Source organism: Alteromonas sp. K632G (assembly GCF_017653625.1).
GTDB classification, from domain to species: domain Bacteria; phylum Pseudomonadota; class Gammaproteobacteria; order Enterobacterales; family Alteromonadaceae; genus Alteromonas; species Alteromonas naphthalenivorans.
In genome coordinates this window covers 196,913-212,526 of sequence record NZ_JAGGDM010000006.1, presented here as the reverse complement: position 1 = coordinate 212,526, position 15,614 = coordinate 196,913, and the positions used below count along the sequence as shown (strand labels likewise).

15 protein-coding genes are annotated in these 15,614 nt (G+C 44.6%); 6 read left to right on the top strand and 9 right to left on the bottom strand.

Going from position 1 to position 15,614, the window contains the following annotated elements; translation table 11 throughout:
• Window positions 1-10 precede the first annotated feature (10 nt).
• The 9 genes from rlmD to djlA all read right to left on the bottom strand — a co-directional run bounded on the left by rlmD (window position 11) and on the right by djlA (window position 8,430).
• Window positions 11-1,432 carry a 23S rRNA (uracil(1939)-C(5))-methyltransferase RlmD gene (rlmD, locus tag J5X92_RS08135; RefSeq protein ID WP_129736591.1) on the bottom strand — a complete coding sequence of 474 codons (1,422 nt, stop codon included), beginning with the start codon at window positions 1,430-1,432 and terminating at the stop codon, window positions 11-13.
• A 17-nt stretch (window positions 1,433-1,449) separates the two neighbouring features.
• Window positions 1,450-1,827, bottom strand: a complete 378-nt coding sequence (acpS, locus tag J5X92_RS08130) for a holo-ACP synthase (RefSeq protein WP_013785384.1) — start codon at window positions 1,825-1,827, stop codon at window positions 1,450-1,452.
• Window positions 1,828-1,899: 72 nt separating this feature from the next.
• Window positions 1,900-2,637 carry a pyridoxine 5'-phosphate synthase gene (gene pdxJ, locus J5X92_RS08125; RefSeq protein WP_013785385.1) on the bottom strand — a complete coding sequence of 246 codons (738 nt, stop codon included), beginning with the start codon at window positions 2,635-2,637 and terminating at the stop codon, window positions 1,900-1,902.
• A gap of 155 nt (window positions 2,638-2,792) precedes the next feature.
• On the bottom strand, window positions 2,793-3,506 hold the full coding sequence (gene recO / locus J5X92_RS08120; protein WP_129736588.1) for a DNA repair protein RecO: 714 nt from the start codon (window positions 3,504-3,506) through the stop codon (window positions 2,793-2,795).
• A 43-nt stretch (window positions 3,507-3,549) separates the two neighbouring features.
• Window positions 3,550-3,825, bottom strand: coding sequence for a hypothetical protein (locus J5X92_RS08115; RefSeq protein WP_057793797.1), 276 nt, complete (start codon window positions 3,823-3,825; stop codon window positions 3,550-3,552).
• 56 nt (window positions 3,826-3,881) lie between these two features.
• Window positions 3,882-5,603 (bottom strand): single-stranded-DNA-specific exonuclease RecJ, encoded by a 1,722-nt coding sequence (gene recJ, locus J5X92_RS08110; protein WP_208805372.1) that lies wholly within the window; start codon window positions 5,601-5,603, stop codon window positions 3,882-3,884.
• Between the two features lie 137 nt (window positions 5,604-5,740).
• Window positions 5,741-6,463: a bifunctional protein-disulfide isomerase/oxidoreductase DsbC gene (gene dsbC, locus J5X92_RS08105; protein WP_013785389.1), complete on the bottom strand. Its 723-nt coding sequence runs from the start codon at window positions 6,461-6,463 to the stop codon at window positions 5,741-5,743.
• A gap of 183 nt (window positions 6,464-6,646) precedes the next feature.
• Window positions 6,647-7,564: a site-specific tyrosine recombinase XerD gene (gene xerD, locus J5X92_RS08100; RefSeq protein ID WP_208805350.1), complete on the bottom strand. Its 918-nt coding sequence runs from the start codon at window positions 7,562-7,564 to the stop codon at window positions 6,647-6,649.
• On the bottom strand, window positions 7,564-8,430 hold the full coding sequence (gene djlA, locus J5X92_RS08095) for a co-chaperone DjlA (RefSeq protein ID WP_208805348.1): 867 nt from the start codon (window positions 8,428-8,430) through the stop codon (window positions 7,564-7,566). The genes xerD and djlA overlap by 1 nt, the downstream gene beginning before the upstream one ends.
• Before the next feature lie 441 nt (window positions 8,431-8,871).
• Here djlA and lptD point away from each other — a divergent pair, with 441 nt between their 5' ends.
• From lptD to J5X92_RS08065, 6 genes are read left to right on the top strand one after another with little or no spacing between them, the layout of a single operon-like run.
• Window positions 8,872-11,106 carry an LPS assembly protein LptD gene (lptD, locus tag J5X92_RS08090; RefSeq protein ID WP_129736581.1) on the top strand — a complete coding sequence of 745 codons (2,235 nt, stop codon included), beginning with the start codon at window positions 8,872-8,874 and terminating at the stop codon, window positions 11,104-11,106.
• 54 nt (window positions 11,107-11,160) lie between these two features.
• Window positions 11,161-12,447 (top strand): peptidylprolyl isomerase SurA, encoded by a 1,287-nt coding sequence (gene surA / locus J5X92_RS08085; RefSeq protein ID WP_256772040.1) that lies wholly within the window; start codon window positions 11,161-11,163, stop codon window positions 12,445-12,447.
• A gap of 14 nt (window positions 12,448-12,461) precedes the next feature.
• Window positions 12,462-13,445, top strand: a complete 984-nt coding sequence (gene pdxA, locus J5X92_RS08080; RefSeq protein ID WP_013785394.1) for a 4-hydroxythreonine-4-phosphate dehydrogenase PdxA — start codon at window positions 12,462-12,464, stop codon at window positions 13,443-13,445.
• Window positions 13,442-14,269: a 16S rRNA (adenine(1518)-N(6)/adenine(1519)-N(6))-dimethyltransferase RsmA gene (gene rsmA, locus J5X92_RS08075; RefSeq protein WP_208805346.1), complete on the top strand. Its 828-nt coding sequence runs from the start codon at window positions 13,442-13,444 to the stop codon at window positions 14,267-14,269. Before pdxA ends, rsmA begins: the two co-directional genes overlap by 4 nt.
• A 9-nt stretch (window positions 14,270-14,278) precedes the next feature.
• Entirely contained in the window at window positions 14,279-14,653 is a 375-nt protein-coding gene (apaG, locus tag J5X92_RS08070) for a Co2+/Mg2+ efflux protein ApaG (RefSeq protein WP_013785396.1), read from the top strand.
• A 12-nt stretch (window positions 14,654-14,665) separates the two neighbouring features.
• Window positions 14,666-15,481: a symmetrical bis(5'-nucleosyl)-tetraphosphatase gene (locus J5X92_RS08065; protein ID WP_208805344.1), complete on the top strand. Its 816-nt coding sequence runs from the start codon at window positions 14,666-14,668 to the stop codon at window positions 15,479-15,481.
• The last annotated feature ends 133 nt before the right edge of the window (window positions 15,482-15,614 follow it).

Below are 15,614 nucleotides of genomic sequence, written 5' to 3'. Positions count from 1 at the left end.
CCGCTGCTCGCTATTGCTGTTGGCGTGAAAATAGCGCCATCGTTTCCATGTGATGGGTAAAGGGGAACATTTCAATCACACCCGCTTTTTGCATTTGATAACCTCCATCTATCAGTACACGCGCATCCCGCGAAAAAGTGTTCGGGTTGCAAGAAACATACACTATCGTACTAGGAGTTGCTCGAACCAGGGCATGACAAACCGTCAATGCTCCTTCTCGAGACGGATCAAGCAAGACTTTATCGAAGCCACCCGCTAACGCTTTATCCACTGATTTTTCATCAGCCAAGTCAAGCTGCATCCAATCCACGTTCGTTATGCCCTGTTCGAGGGCGTTACTTTTGGCGCGCTGCACCATTTCAGCAACCCCTTCTACCGCGCTTACGGTGGCGCCACTGTTGGCAATGGGCAAGGTGAAATTACCTAAACCACTGAACCAATCGGCTATACGTTCACCGGCTTTTGGCGCTAACCACGACAGGGCTTGCGCCACCATTTTAGTATTTACTTCTGCGTTCACCTGAACAAAATCATTAGGCCCAGGTTGCAAATAAAAGCCGTCTACTGTGTTACAGGTAATTGGCGCTATTTCATGCAAATGAGTAAATTCGCCATTACCGTCTTCGATTGTCATATTCACGTTTTGTTCCACAGCGAACTGGGAAAGCGACGCAATAAAGTCGTTGGCTAATGAACGGGTATGCTTTACCGTGACTTGCACCGCGTTTTCTCCGGCCAATAAGCTGACATGCCCAACCAAGCGAGCGCTAGCATAGCCAGTAATGGCAGATTTAAGTGGCGCGATAAGTTGACTTAACGATTCAACTAAAACTGGGCAGCCTTCGATATCAACAATGTTTTTGCCTGCATTTTCTCGAAAGCCAAGTTTTATTTTATCTGGGTTTCTTGCATCAATTGCTAGTCGAGCTTTACGGCGGTAACGTGGTCGATTACCACTGACGGGCGCTTGCCAGGCCCCCTCGTTGAAACCGAGTTTACGCTGGAACATACTTTTAAGCGCATCGTCTCGCAGTGCGAGGGCTTCCTGAGGCTCTACGTGCTGGAGCTGACAACCACCGCACTGATTTGCCACCCCACAAAACGGTTTTTGGCGATGCTCTGAGGGGGTATTCACCTTAGTGACTTTTGCGTTAACAATCTGCTTGTTGCTTGAAAGTGCTTTTATTTCTACGGTTTCACCAGGTAAAGCGCCATCAACAAAAAATAAGGTTTCACCCCGAGCAACGCCCTGCCCCTGCCAATCCATACCATCAATGGTTACCGCTTCATTAGCAGTATTAATGTCATCAACCGAGGGCCATGATTGTTTAGTTTTTACAATGTGCTGCTTTTCACCTGAGCCAGCACCGCGTACTCGCCCTTTCACATTGCTTTTGTTTTTGCCTTTGCTCGGCTTATAAAATATGGCCACGTGGTGCTCCCGTTACATTAATTTTCAAGAATAACGGTAGCAACCGCATAGTGAGTTTCATCGGAAATGCTGATAACACTAGAGGTAATGGCTCGCTGTTCACACAGCATGGCAACCTCTCCAGTAAAGTGAAGTTCTGGCGCGCCTAAAGCATTATTGCGCACTTCAATATGTTGCCAACTGACGCCGTTACCAATACCTGTCCCTAACGCCTTCACTGTTGCTTCTTTAGCGGCGAATCGCTTGGCTAAATAGCGCACGGGCTCATTACTAGCAACATAAAGGTTAAGCTCGTAAGGCGTGAGTACACGTTTGGCGAGGCGCTCGGTAGTAGCGTCGCTTTTATTCAAACGTGCAATTTCAATAATGTCTGTGCCTAATCCAGCTATGGCCACAAGGTATTCTCTTTTTGGTTTTTAGCGTTTACTTTCAATTTTACTTGTTTAGCAACTTAAACGGATGTGACGTTAGATTCCACTTCTTGCTTCTAACATGAGCTTACGCATATCAGCCACCGCAGTGGCTAAGCCATCAAACGCCGCTCTTGCGATAATTGCATGGCCAATGTTCAGCTCAATAAGTTGAGGGATAGCCGCAATCGGTTTCACGTTATGGTAATGCAAACCATGACCAGCATTCACTTTAAGACCTCGTTTATCGGCATACTCAATACCTTCCACTAATCGAGCTAGCTCTTCTTCAAGTTCGGCTTCACTGGTTGCTTCAGCATACTGGCCAGTATGAATTTCTATATAAGGCGCACCGCACTCAACCGCTGCGTCTATTTGCTGTTTATCTGCATCGATAAACAAAGACACCAAAATGTTCGCGGCCGCTAAACGCTCGCATGCTTGTTTCATCACGGCCAAATTACCCGCTACATCGAGGCCGCCTTCAGTGGTTAGCTCTTCACGCTTCTCAGGCACTAAGCAACAAAACACCGGCTTTACTTCCTCGGCAATCGCTAGCATTTCGTCGGTAACCGCCATTTCCAAGTTTAGGCGCGTATTGATAGTTTGCGCCAAAATGCGTACATCTCTGTCTTTTATATGGCGACGATCTTCACGTAAGTGAACAGTAATACCGTCTGCTCCAGCGCGCTCTGCAACATCTGCTGCATGCACAGGATCGGGGTAGTTGGTACCACGTGCATTTCGAAGTGTGGCAATGTGATCGATGTTAACGCCAAGAAGAAGTGTACTCATTAACAGATACCTATAGTAGAACAAGCCTTTGGTAATCAGCGCTTCATAGTAAAGGCGCGTATTACCTGTCTAAAATTGATTAAGCGCTATTGTAACAAACTTTCGAACTATCACATGGCAAAAAGCGTGATTAAATATGCGTAACACTTAGCTTGCTAGTGCTTTCGTACCACAAATAACTCTCTACTTTTTAGCGGTTTATCACCAATTAGCGGCTTGAGTAAATCACGACATAACACTTTGGCCACACGTTTACTCATGGGCGTAAACTCACCTTGGGCTAGGGCAAGTAATGCACTACCCGGTAAACCCTTGCGAGTATAGCTATTTGGCACATCATCTGGCAGCGCACAAAAGCCAAATTCAGGCTGCAGTACATAGTGCTTTTCGGCCTCGATGGGCATTTCATATTCTACATCTTCAGTGAAATCAGGCAGTAATCCCATTTCATCTAGAAGTGACAGTTCAAATTTTCGCAGGGTAATTTCAATGTCATCATCGCTAAATAGCGCTGTAAGCGCCTGACCGTAAGCTTCAAATACCGCATCACTGGCAAGGCCAGCAGGCATTATTCGATTGGTAAGTTCATTGAGGTACATGGCACAAAATAGCGGCGTGCCCACTAAATTAATGGATGGCGCGGTGCTTTCTACATGCCGCAAGTTTTTTAAATCAGATTTACCGGCAAGTTGTAGTTTGAGAGCTTGAAAAGGTTGAAGCAGACTTTTTTTATCGGACTTACTGTTACGTACACCTTTTGCCACGGCACTCACTTTGCCTTGTTCTAGGGTAAAGAAATCGACGATATAACTGGTCTCTCTATAGGCTCGGCGGTGCAACACAAAAGCAGTCAACCAGTCGTTATTCATTCATTTTCCTGTATGTATTAGCAACTCTAACAGAGTAATGGGCTTAGCTTCGTTTAATGCGTACCACTTTCATGGTTTCAAACTCAATCCCTGCCACCTCTTCTACCTGTCGGTAGTAAGTGATATTAACCCGCGCACCTTTTAAGCTTTGATACTGCTTTTTGCGGCGATAGATAAAGGGTACATCAATGCCTTCAAGCATTACCGTGTGACGTATCCAGTCATCTTCTTCACGCTGGACATGCGACACCACTTTCATATTATCAGACTGATTTAACTGGCCATGCTTGCTGATTAATTTGTCAGTCTCTGATTTCATGTTATTCACCTTGCGCCGCGTTGTATTCTGATATGTGAACGTTAAGCGCTTTACCTTTAAGCGCTTTCTAGCTGTTCGATAATAAGCTGTACCGACTCCTGGCCGCGAAATACGTTTACATCTAATCGGTAGGCAATGCGTACCTGCTTCACCATGGCATTGGGCCAAGCTTTAATATCAATATTAAAGGCAATCGCATCCACTTCGCCAACCGAAGGCTCTCGTAGTACCAACTTTAAGTGTTTTTCACCCACTAGTCGCTGTTGCACTACTTGAAACTCGCCATCGAATAATGGCGATTCAAAGCCCTGCCCAAACGGGCCAGCTTGCCTAAGCAAGTGGGCGAATGGCAACGATAGCTCTTGGCCCGTTAAACTGCCGTCAGACAGTAACACTTGGTTACCGTCTAGTTTATCCATATGCTGCTTAGCAATATCGATGAAGGCCTTTTGGAATGCGGCTAAATTAGCCACCGGCAAACTTAGCCCTGCTGCCATTGCATGGCCACCAAATTTGTCAATAACACCCGGAAAACGCGTATTCACTTCATCGAGTACATCGCGAATATGTACCCCTGGAATAGAGCGAGCCGAGCCTTTTATTGTCGTCTCGTCTTGATGAGCAAAAGCGATAACCGGTTTCAAATACTGTTCTTTTAAGCGCCCCGCCACAATACCAATCACACCTTGATGGAAATCGGCTTGATACACCACTAACGCGGCAGGAATATCGCCTTCGGTAAGAGACATTTTTTCTAGCACTTGTTCTGCTTGCGCCTTCATTCCGGTTTCTATTTCTCGGCGTTCACGGTTAAGTGCATCTAGCTCCGAGGCTATCATGCGAGCTTGCATCGTATCGTCTTCTAGCAGGCAAGCTATGCCTTGAGACATATCATCTAACCTGCCAGCAGCATTTAAGCGAGGGCCAATAACAAAACCTAAATCGGTTGAAGTAAGGTGAGCGCAATCACGGTTAGCCACTTCAACCAACGCTTTAATACCCGGTCTGCATTTACCTGCACGGATACGCTGCAGGCCTTGATGTACCAAAATTCGGTTATTTTTATCTAAAACCACCACGTCGGCCACTGTACCTACGGCTACAATATCTAGTAACGATGCCAAATTAGGCGCTGGAAGATTCTTTTTAGTAAACCAATTTCGTTGTTGTAGCTCGGTTTTAAGTGCAAGCATGATGTAGAACGCCACGCCAACCCCCGCTAAGTTTTTAGAAGGGAACGTACAACCTGGTTGATTGGGGTTCACAATAGCATCGGCAGGGGGAAGGTCGTCACCGGGTAAGTGGTGATCAGTAACAATAACCTCTATGCCCAAGGCTTTTGCATGCGTCACTCCGTCAATACAGGCAATGCCGTTATCTACCGTAATAATAACGTCAGCGCCTTGCTGCTTGGCGATATCCACAATAGGGACACTAAGGCCATAACCAAAATCGAAACGATTTGGCACCAAATAATCAACCTTTTTAAACCCCATCATATGCAATGAACGAATACACACTGCAATACTGGTCGCCCCATCGGCATCGAAATCACCCACTATAACAAGCGTCTTATCTTGCTCAATAGTGTCTGCCAGAATACTTGCCGCACCGGCCATGCCTTTTAACTCATTGAAATGGGTAAGGCCCTTCAGCCCATTTTCTAATTCGCTAATATCTTGCACATTTCTGCCGCGATAAATACGGTCTATTACAGGGTGCAAAGTAGAAGCAAGAGGGGCGTCACCAGTTTCACGGCGCACTACAGGCAATATCATCGACATTCATCACTACGGTTAATTAGAGGGTAATGATACCCAAGGGAATGAGGTAGGTAAAATCAGAACATAAAAAAACGCACCTAGCCTGAGTATTCACTTTTGCTACGGTGCGTTTTAAAAAATTAAAATTGGCGCTATTCGGCTTGCTCAATAGCCTGTGCAATCATACCTGCAGGTTGGTAACCTGGAATTAGCGAGCCATCTGGCAATACAATGTTAGGGGTACCGTTTACACCTAGTTTTTGTCCCAACAAATATTGCTCTGCCACTTTGTTAGCACATTTAGCGGTTGCCACATCGTTGCCCGCTTTTGCATCAGTTAATGCTTTTTGCGGATTTGCTGCACACCATACCGACACCATATCTTGGTAATTCTGGCTGTCTAACCCTGCACGAGGAAAAGCCAAGTAGTTTACCGTAATCCCCAAGTCGTTTAAGTCGCCCACTTCTTTATGAAGCTTTCGGCAATAACCACAAGTGGTATCGGTGAAAACACTGATCACATGCTTTTCGTTTTTAGCTTTAAACGTAATGGCTGATGATTCCATTTCCTTCACACCTTCGATGCGAAGGTCCGAATAGGCGGCTTCGGTTTCATTACGCATGCCTTCATCTATATTGAGAATACGCGCCTGAACCAAATATTTAGCATCATCACTGACATAGAAGAAACCGCGATTGGTCGATACTTGTACCAAGCCTGGAATGGGTGAATCAGCAAGAGAGTCAACCTCTAGCCCCAGCATATTAGTCAGCTTACTCTTAATTGCCGTTTCATCTGCTGCGCTTGCGGCACTCGCGAAAAGGCTCGTAGTGAACACCATTGCAACCAATAAGCTAAATTTTACTACTTTCACTATATTTACTCCGACAGCAATCATGCTTTCAAAATATTAAAATGGGATATAACTAAGACCGCCCATGCAAGAGAAAAATTTCATTTGCGCATTTCACTAAAGCGATACTTAGCGAGTATTTAACGTAATGCTATCACACCACTCGCTGGGTAACACTGAAGTTTGCCTTGCCAATTAGTGGAGTTATCCCCTAGGGTGATGGCTGTGAATGAGCGTTTGTAAACGCTCGGTCGCCACATGGGTATAAATTTGGGTCGTCGACAAATCGCTGTGCCCCAACAACATCTGCACAACCCGCAAATCGGCGCCATGGTTGAGCAAATGGGTGGCAAAGGCATGACGCAAAGTGTGTGGAGACAGATGCTGTTCAATATTCGCTTTAACAGCATAATATTTAATACGATGCCAAAAAGTTTGCCGCGTCATTTTTTGACCACGTTTGCTCAAATACACATAGTCTGATTGCTTAGTGGCCAGCACGGGGCGGGCAGTTTTTATATACGTTAATAGCCATTCTATGGCATCTTCACCCAATGGCACTAACCTGTCTTTATTACCTTTACCGGTAACCCGCACCACGCCTTGCTGTAAGCTTACCTCGCTCATTTGCAAACCGATAAGCTCACTTACCCGCAATCCTGTGGCATAAAGCACTTCTAGCATGCTTTTATCTCTACACTCTATTGGGTCTTCTACTAAGGGGGCAGCGAGTAAATCTTCTACTTGGCGTTCACTTAAAGAGGAAGGCAAAGATTTAGGTAGTTTGGGATTTGATAAGGAAGATATAGGGTTATCTACCCGTATTTGTTTACCGATTAGATACGTATAAAAGGCTCGTAGCGCACTCATTGCCCGTTGTGTACTTCGCGCCGAAAGCCCCTTGTCGTGGCGGTAGGCAAGATAGTCTTGCATCATTTCGGTGGTCAGTACCGCAATGTCTTTAACACCTTGGTTATTACAGAATATAGCCAGTTTAGTTAAATCGGTACGATAGCTTTGCTGCGTATGATCAGACAACCCCTTTTCAAGCCACAGCATGTCTATAAAGTCATCGATATGTGCCTGACTAGCAGCAGGCACATAAGTGAGCTCACGCGCCATTAAAAGCCACGCTTTTGCTTGATAAGCTCATAAGCAGACTGAATATCTTGGGTCTTTTTCTTCGCCATTTCCATAGCTTGCTCAGGTAACCCTTTCGAGACGAGTTTATCTGGGTGGTGCTCAGACATACGTTTTCGGTAAGCACGCTTAATGGTTTTTTCATCATCTGATGCACTAACACCCAAAATACGATAAGCATCATCAAGAGATTGTTTTTCGGTATAGGCACTTTGTTGCGAAGAACGCTGACGCCCATTGGGGCCTTGTCCATTTGGGCCACTTTGTCCGCCTCGCTGCCTAAAGCGTATTTCGGCTTCAAACATGGAAATAAGATAATCGAGATCACGGCGTCTAAAACCCAGCGGCTTCGCTACTTTTTCTAAAACCACATACTCTTCTTGGGTTAACTTGCCATCGGCAAATGCCGCTTGAATCAATATCTCCAAGAAAACTTGTAATATATCTCGGCGACCATGACTGGCCTCGTACAACCCTTTCAACGTATCAGTAATAGGGAAGTCTCTGGCTTTACCTTCACGAAATGCTTCTTGTGCTTCTTTTCGTGCATCACCGGTTAACTTCATGTCATCCATGAGTGCAGTAGCAATTTGAATTTCACGACTGGTTACTTTGCCATCAGATTTCGCTAAATGACCCAGCGCTGAGAACAAGCTATGAAAAAATACCGCTTGTTGCTTCATACTATTTTGATCGGTAAAGAAACGGCCAAACCCACCGAGTTGATTAAAGTCTTGGCTGTACGCCTTATCGAAGAAATGCCCTACGATTAGCCCTAAAATAGCGCCGGGGATTTTTAAAAACATAAACCCAAAAAGCACACCAAGGATTTTTCCCCACACGGCCATGTCAGTATTCTCCTGTAATCATTAGCGCATTATTGATGATGATTTTGCACTCAACCCACGTCTGAAATCGTTGTTTAAGCACTATGATCTGCAAGCCTTAAAAGGCTATAAAAATAAAGTAATCATTAGAAGTAGGTACAGCTTGACGCTTTTCAAGCTAAAAACTCGTCTATTCGCTTCATTAATTGAGACGATTTTTACCCAATAAGTCAGTAAATATGCGGTAAATCCCTATTTAGATAAAGAGAAATACGATTTTTTTAATCCAATGGTTGGTAAATACAACAGAAGTGCTTAGAATTGACGGCTAATTACATTGCGTTAACTGCCAACGCTACTAGGTTGGCGTATTATTAACTCTATGCAGAACTATATGTGTGCCTTAAGGTCACATCATTATAGTGTCAGCACCGAATAACAAAACAGGCCATTCACCACCGCATGAAAAAGACCTGCGCCATGCTTGTTTCCGCGACCTTGTCTACTCACGTCGCGTTTGCACAGGAAGCTAATCCAGAATCAGTCTCACCGCTAGCCTTTTGCTCGGTGGAGCCCATTGTCTTTAAAAGCTCAGCACTTATGCCGAAGGGGCATGTGAAAGTTGAAGCTAACCGAACTGAAATCATCGAAAATAAAGTAGCACTGTTTTCAGGTAATGTTGATATTACATCTGATAGCGCCATCATCAGTGCGTCTCAAGCACAAGTGAATGGCAATGGTGAAGACGTGCTAGCAAAAGGCGATGTGCATTTTCGCGATGCACAGTTAAGCGTAGAAAGTGATGCGGTGTCACTTCGTTCAAAAGAAGAACGCTTAGAAATGCAAAACACCCGTTATCAACTCACTGGGTTTGTTGGACAAGGCGCAGCCGAAGACATATTGGTTGATACCAATGAAGGTATTGTTTTAAAGGAAGTGAGTTTTACTACCTGCCCCGAAGGCCATGAAGATTGGATGATTCGGGCCAGTGAGATTAGCATTGAAAAAGGCACAGCATGGGGTAAAGCCAAACATACCCGCTTTTATGTCGCTGACGTTCCTGTTTTCTATCTCCCTTATTTCGCATTTCCAGTAAGTAATGAACGTCAAACAGGTTTATTGTTTCCCGAAATAACAAGCTCTAGCAATACCGGCATCGATTACACACAACCATTTTATTGGAATATTGCCCCTAATTTTGACATGACCATTTCGCCTCGGGTGATGACCCAGCGCGGTATTCAGCTAAATACAGAGTTTCGTTACCTAACCGAAAAAAGTGAAGGGACCGCGTACGTAGAATACTTGCCAAGTGACAGTGATATTGAAGGGTCTCCCGATCGTTATTTCTACCGTTTACAGCATCAAGGTCAACTTAACGATAACTGGGTACTGGGTATCGATTTCAATGGTTTGAGTGATGACAACTACATTGTTGATTTAGGCTCTGACTATTATAACAGCGCAGATACACACCTTTATCGTACCGTAAGCTTGGGCTATTACACCCGAGATCTCACAGTAAATATGCAAGTAAAAGACTTCGAAATATTGGGTGATACCGCCGACAGTTATCGTGCGCTTCCTGAAGTGAAAATTGATTACCGTACGCCTTTTGGCCGCTATTTCGAATTTAGTGTTAACTCTGAACTAGCGTATTTTGACAACACTTCTGAAACCGCGCCAACAGCAACCCGCTTTCATGTAGCCCCCACCCTCTCTATGCCTATTCGTGCAGCATGGGGTGAATTTGTTGCTGAAACCACTGTGTTGCAAACGGTTTATAAGCAAGAAAATATTCAAGATACTGACTTAGAAGAAAATGTAGAGCGTACTTTAGGTCAAGCTCGCCTATTCGGCGCGCTGTATTTCGAAAAAGATTCCTCATGGTTTGGTCACGATACCGCCATGACGTTAGAACCTAAAATTCAGTATCTTTACACCTCATATGAAGACCAAACAGCGATTGGGCTGTATGATTCAACGCCTCTGTTAACCGATGTTGAAGGGCTATTTAGAGGGCAAGAATTTACCGGATTGGATAGAATTTCAGATAACAACCAAGTTACCCTTGGTATAACCAGTCGAATATTGGATAAAAACAATAGGGAACAATTTGTACTTAGCTTGGGTCAGATATTCTACCTTGAAGATAACAAGGTTATTGCCGCGACTAAAAATCAAGACCGTTCGGCGCTAGCCGCTGAGATGGACTGGCGCTTTAACAAAAACTGGTACGCCCATTCTGATATTCAAGTGACTACCGACACCGACAAAGTTGACTTAAGTAGTGTTGGCTTAGAATATCGACAAGATGCAAAGCGATTTATTCAGTTGAGTCACCGATATGTTCGTGACTTAAGTGGTGAAACCATTGACCAAGTGGGAATATCGGCGAGTTGGCCTATTGCTGAAAACTGGCAATGGGTGGGTAGAACTTACCGTGACATCGAGCGCGATAGAAGTATTGAGACTTATGCAGGTATTCAGTATGAATCCTGTTGTTGGGCAATACGCTTAGTGGCAGAAAGAAGTTTAAGCAACCGTTATGATTCATCGGGTGAACAATCTACCGACGATTTCGATACGGGTGTGTCATTACAATTTATATTCAAAGGTATCGGTACGTCTGGTACACAAAGAAGCATGTTACAAGATGGCATGTTTGGCTATCGTCAGCCATATAGTTTAAATTAATCCGTTGTAGCGTGGGGAGTAGCCCTACGTTAAGCATTAACCAATAATAAAAGAGTGAGTATGAAGTTCATAATCCGGGCCTTGTTAGTCAGTGCAGTGTTGTCGTTTAGCAGCTACGCGCAAGAAGTAATGCTTGACCGCGTAGCGGTTATTGTCGATCAGGGTGTTGTACTTCAAAGTGAAGTCGATGCACTCATGAATGACGTTAAACGTAACGCAGAGGCAAATGGGCAAGACCTTCCTTCTGACCGCGCACTGCGTACTCAAGCCATTGAGCGTTTAATCACCAAAAGTCTTCAATTGCAGATGGCACAAAGAATGGGTATTCAAATAAGCGACCCACAGCTTGAACAAACCATTGCAAATATTGCTGCAAACCAAAATACCACGGTAGATGAACTACGCAGACAATTGCGTTTAGAAGGCATCGCTTATGAAGATTACCGTGAAGATATACGCGAAGAAATCGTGATGGGTGAAGTACGTCGCGCGAATGTTCGCCGCCGTGTTTATATTACCGACCAAGAAAGAGAAACCCTTATTGAACTTATGGAACAACAAGGTGCAGAACAAGAAGAATACCGTCTAGGCCACATTCTTATTGGCTTTCCATCGGATCCTTCCGACGAACAAATCGATGCAGCAAGAGAGCGTGCAGACAAAGTACTTTCTCTATTAAATTCTGGGTCAGATTTTGCTAAAATAGCTATCGCATCATCATCAGGTAATGAAGCCTTAGAAGGTGGTGACATGGGTTGGTTGAACATTAACGCTATGCCTACCTTGTTTGCTGAAGCGATTCAGGGGAAAGCAAAAGACGAGCTAGTCGGCCCTATCCGAAGTGGTGCTGGTTTTCATATCTTGAAAGTATTAGATACTCGAGGCATTGAAAAAGTCACTATTGAAGAGGTTAACTCTCGTCATATCCTCGTTAAGCCTTCAATCATACTCAGTGAAGACAAAGCCAAAGCGATGCTAGTTAAATTCAGAGCTCAGCTTGAAGCGGGTGAAGTTGAATTTGAAGATCTTGCTAAAGAACATTCAGAAGATCCAGGTTCAGCCCTTAAAGGCGGCGAGCTCGGTTGGTCAGATCCAAACAACTACGTACCAGCTTTTAAAGACGCCCTTGCGCAATTATCAGCTGGTGAATACAGCGACCCAGTACGTTCAGTACACGGTTGGCACTTAATCCAATTAATCGATAGACGTGTAGACGACGCAACAGAGCGCCGCAAAGAAGACAAAGCGTATCAGCTTATTTTCAACAGAAAGTTCGCAGAAGAAACGGAAAACTGGTTACGTGAAATGCGCGACGCTGCCTACATTGAAGTTATCGAGTAATATATAGAGCATAAATGACACCGATAAAAATTGCAGTAACACCAGGTGAGCCTGCCGGTATTGGGCCAGACTTAATTATCAAGCTGGCTCAAGAATCATGGCAAGCTCAGTTAGTGGTATTCGCCGATGGCGAGATACTTGAAACCAGAGCGAAAGCACTTGGTTTACCGCTTACACTGCTTCCTTATGATGCATCAAACCCGCAGGTTCAGCCTGCGGGTTCGCTGTTTATTAAGCAAATTGATAAAGCGGCCGATGTGGTTGCAGGAACCTTAGATAGTGAGAACGGGTTATACGTAGTAGAAACCCTTCGACAAGCGTGCCAAGCAAACATGGAAGGTGACTTTCATGCGGTAGTCACCGGACCGGTGCACAAGGGCATTATCAATAAAGCTGGCGTATCTTTCAGTGGTCATACTGAATTTTTCGCGTATCAATCCAATACGATTGATGTTGTCATGTTGTTGGCAACAGAAGGCTTAAATGTCGCACTAGCCACTACGCATATTCCTTTAGAATATGTATCTCGCGCCATTACTAAAGAACGCCTTCACAAAGTGCTCCATATTATTAACACCGACTTTAAACTAAAATTTGGTGTTCGTAATCCGCATATCTACGTGTGTGGGCTTAATCCCCATGCAGGTGAAGATGGTCATATTGGCACAGAAGAAATTCAAACCATTATTCCGGCGCTAAACGAATTACGTGAAGAAGGGCTAAATATTACCGGGCCACTTCCTGCCGATACTATATTTCAGCCTAAATATCTGGAAGATGCAGATGTTGTTCTTGCGATGTACCACGACCAAGGCCTTCCCGTGCTAAAATATAAAGGGTTTGGCGCTTCGGTTAACATTACCCTTGGCCTTCCATTTATAAGAACATCCGTCGATCACGGTACTGCACTAGATTTAGCAGGCCATGGTAATGCCGATCCTGGCAGTTTCAGAAAAGCATTGGAAAAAGCCATTGAGCTTGCACATCATCAACAATGAGTAAAACACATTTAGGCCACACGGCCAGAAAACGCTTCGGACAAAACTTCCTTCACGACGACTATGTGATTGGACAAATCGTGTCGGCCATTAATCCGCAACACGAGCAAAACTTGGTTGAAATCGGCCCTGGCTTAGGCGCGCTAACCGATCCTGTTTGCGATGAAGTTGAAGCACTTACCGTTATCGAGCTTGACCGAGATTTGGCTAAGCGTTTACGAGAACATCCGTTTAACGGCGATAAGCTAACTGTTATTGAACAAGACGCGATGACCATGGATTTCACCGAGCTGGCTAAAACTATGCCCGTGAAAGATAAAGGGTTGCGCGTTTTTGGTAACTTACCGTATAACATTTCAACGCCGCTAATGTTTCACCTGTTCTCTCACGCTGCGTGCGTAGATGACATGCACTTCATGCTACAAAAAGAAGTGGTGAATCGTTTAGCTGCAGGGCATGGCTCTAAAAGCTATGGCCGATTATCGGTAATGGCCCAATACTATTGTAAGGTTATGCCGGTACTCAATGTGCCACCAGGTGCCTTTAAGCCGCCCCCGAAGGTTGATTCTGCGGTAGTACGTCTTATTCCGCACAAAACACCGCCAGTAGATGTGGTTTCAGTAGCCACCCTTGAGCGAGTATGCGCGCAGGCGTTCAATCAACGTCGCAAGACAATACGAAACTCGTTAAAAGAAAGTCTTACTGAAGCACAAATCAGCGCGCTGGGTATAAACCCAACCATAAGGGCTGAAGTGCTATCCTTGCAGGATTTCGCCACTATAGCGAATGCAGTATCAGCGTTAGAAGAAGCACAAGAAAATTAAAGTTAGCTTATGAATGAGTCTGAAATTAAGGTGCGGGTGAAAACCCGTCACCTTCCCGAGCACCTACCTTCTGATTCGCCACAATTTGCGTTCGCTTATCACGTGACCATTGTGAATGACAGCCAGGAAACGGTACAGCTTATCAATCGTTACTGGCAAATTACCGATGCTAATGGTAAAACCTCAGAGGTGAGTGGCTCAGGTGTTGTGGGTAAACAGCCCATATTAAAACCGGGCGAAGATTTTGACTATACCAGTGGTGCAGTACTTGATACCCCGGTAGGAAATATGCAAGGCTATTACGAAATGGAGCGTGAAAACGGAGAACGTTTTCGTGTTCCAATTGAAGTATTCCGTTTAGCGGTTCCCAACATTCTTCACTGATTTTTGAGATTTATGACTTATCGCAACACCTTCGTCGTGGGTGATATTCAAGGTTGTTATAGCGGGCTACAGCGACTGCTGGAGAAAGCCAAATTCTCTGCGGATAAAGATAAACTCTTCGCCGTCGGCGACTTAGTTGCCAGAGGCGAAGACTCGTTAAGCACCTTACGGTTTCTAAAAAGCTTAGGTAGCAGTTTTGAAACAGTACTAGGAAACCATGATCTTCACTTGCTTGCGGTTGCGAACAAAATTCGTAAACCTAAGAAAGCTGACAACCTACAGCCCTTGCTTGATGCTCCCGATTTAAAAGCACTACTAGATTGGCTTCGTCGATTTCCCCTCGCGAAAAAAATCAATGACAATCACACCATCGTACATGCCGGTCTCTACCCTCACTGGAGTACAGACACACTCGTCAGCTTAAGCGATGAAGTCAGTAAGAAATTACAATCGAAGCACTACACTGATTTTTTAAAAAACATGTATGGCAACACACCGGTTAAATGGTCTGATAAACTTGAAGGTGAATCGCGAACCCGCTTTATTGTAAACGCGTGCACCAGAATGCGCTTTCTACACGCAGATACTAGCTTAGAGTTTGAGACGAAAACCCACCCTGGTCAGGCTTCGAAATCTGTTGTTCCTTGGTTCAAGGTAGATAACCTCCATCTTAAGGCACAAGAACAGGTACTCTTCGGTCATTGGGCTGCACTTAACAGCGAGACGCAAGATGATCGTTTTGTCGCGCTAGACACTGGGTATGTTTGGGGTCAAGAAATGACCATACTGGACGTCAATACAGGTAAACTCATCCAAGTACATGCGTAAATGACTTAATTGATACAGCAAACTACTAAATCGCAATTTCTTGTGCTTTACTTGTTAACTTAATGGCTTACCTGCCGATACGTTGGTTATATACGTTAGTCTATAATCCCATTACCGTTCATGTTATACATTT

Coding starts and splice junctions, on each gene's coding strand:
- apaG (WP_013785396.1), top strand. CDS start 14,279: ATGAATGAGTCTGAAATTAAGGTGCGGGTGAAAACCCGTCACCTTCCC.
- rsmA (WP_208805346.1), top strand. CDS start 13,442: ATGAGTAAAACACATTTAGGCCACACGGCCAGAAAACGCTTCGGACAA.
- recO (WP_129736588.1), bottom strand. CDS start 3,506: ATGAATAACGACTGGTTGACTGCTTTTGTGTTGCACCGCCGAGCCTAT.
- lptD (WP_129736581.1), top strand. CDS start 8,872: ATGAAAAAGACCTGCGCCATGCTTGTTTCCGCGACCTTGTCTACTCAC.
- J5X92_RS08115 (WP_057793797.1), bottom strand. CDS start 3,825: ATGAAATCAGAGACTGACAAATTAATCAGCAAGCATGGCCAGTTAAAT.
- djlA (WP_208805348.1), bottom strand. CDS start 8,430: ATGGCCGTGTGGGGAAAAATCCTTGGTGTGCTTTTTGGGTTTATGTTT.
- recJ (WP_208805372.1), bottom strand. CDS start 5,603: ATGATATTGCCTGTAGTGCGCCGTGAAACTGGTGACGCCCCTCTTGCT.
- pdxJ (WP_013785385.1), bottom strand. CDS start 2,637: ATGAGTACACTTCTTCTTGGCGTTAACATCGATCACATTGCCACACTT.
- pdxA (WP_013785394.1), top strand. CDS start 12,462: ATGACACCGATAAAAATTGCAGTAACACCAGGTGAGCCTGCCGGTATT.
- J5X92_RS08065 (WP_208805344.1), top strand. CDS start 14,666: ATGACTTATCGCAACACCTTCGTCGTGGGTGATATTCAAGGTTGTTAT.
- xerD (WP_208805350.1), bottom strand. CDS start 7,564: ATGGCGCGTGAGCTCACTTATGTGCCTGCTGCTAGTCAGGCACATATC.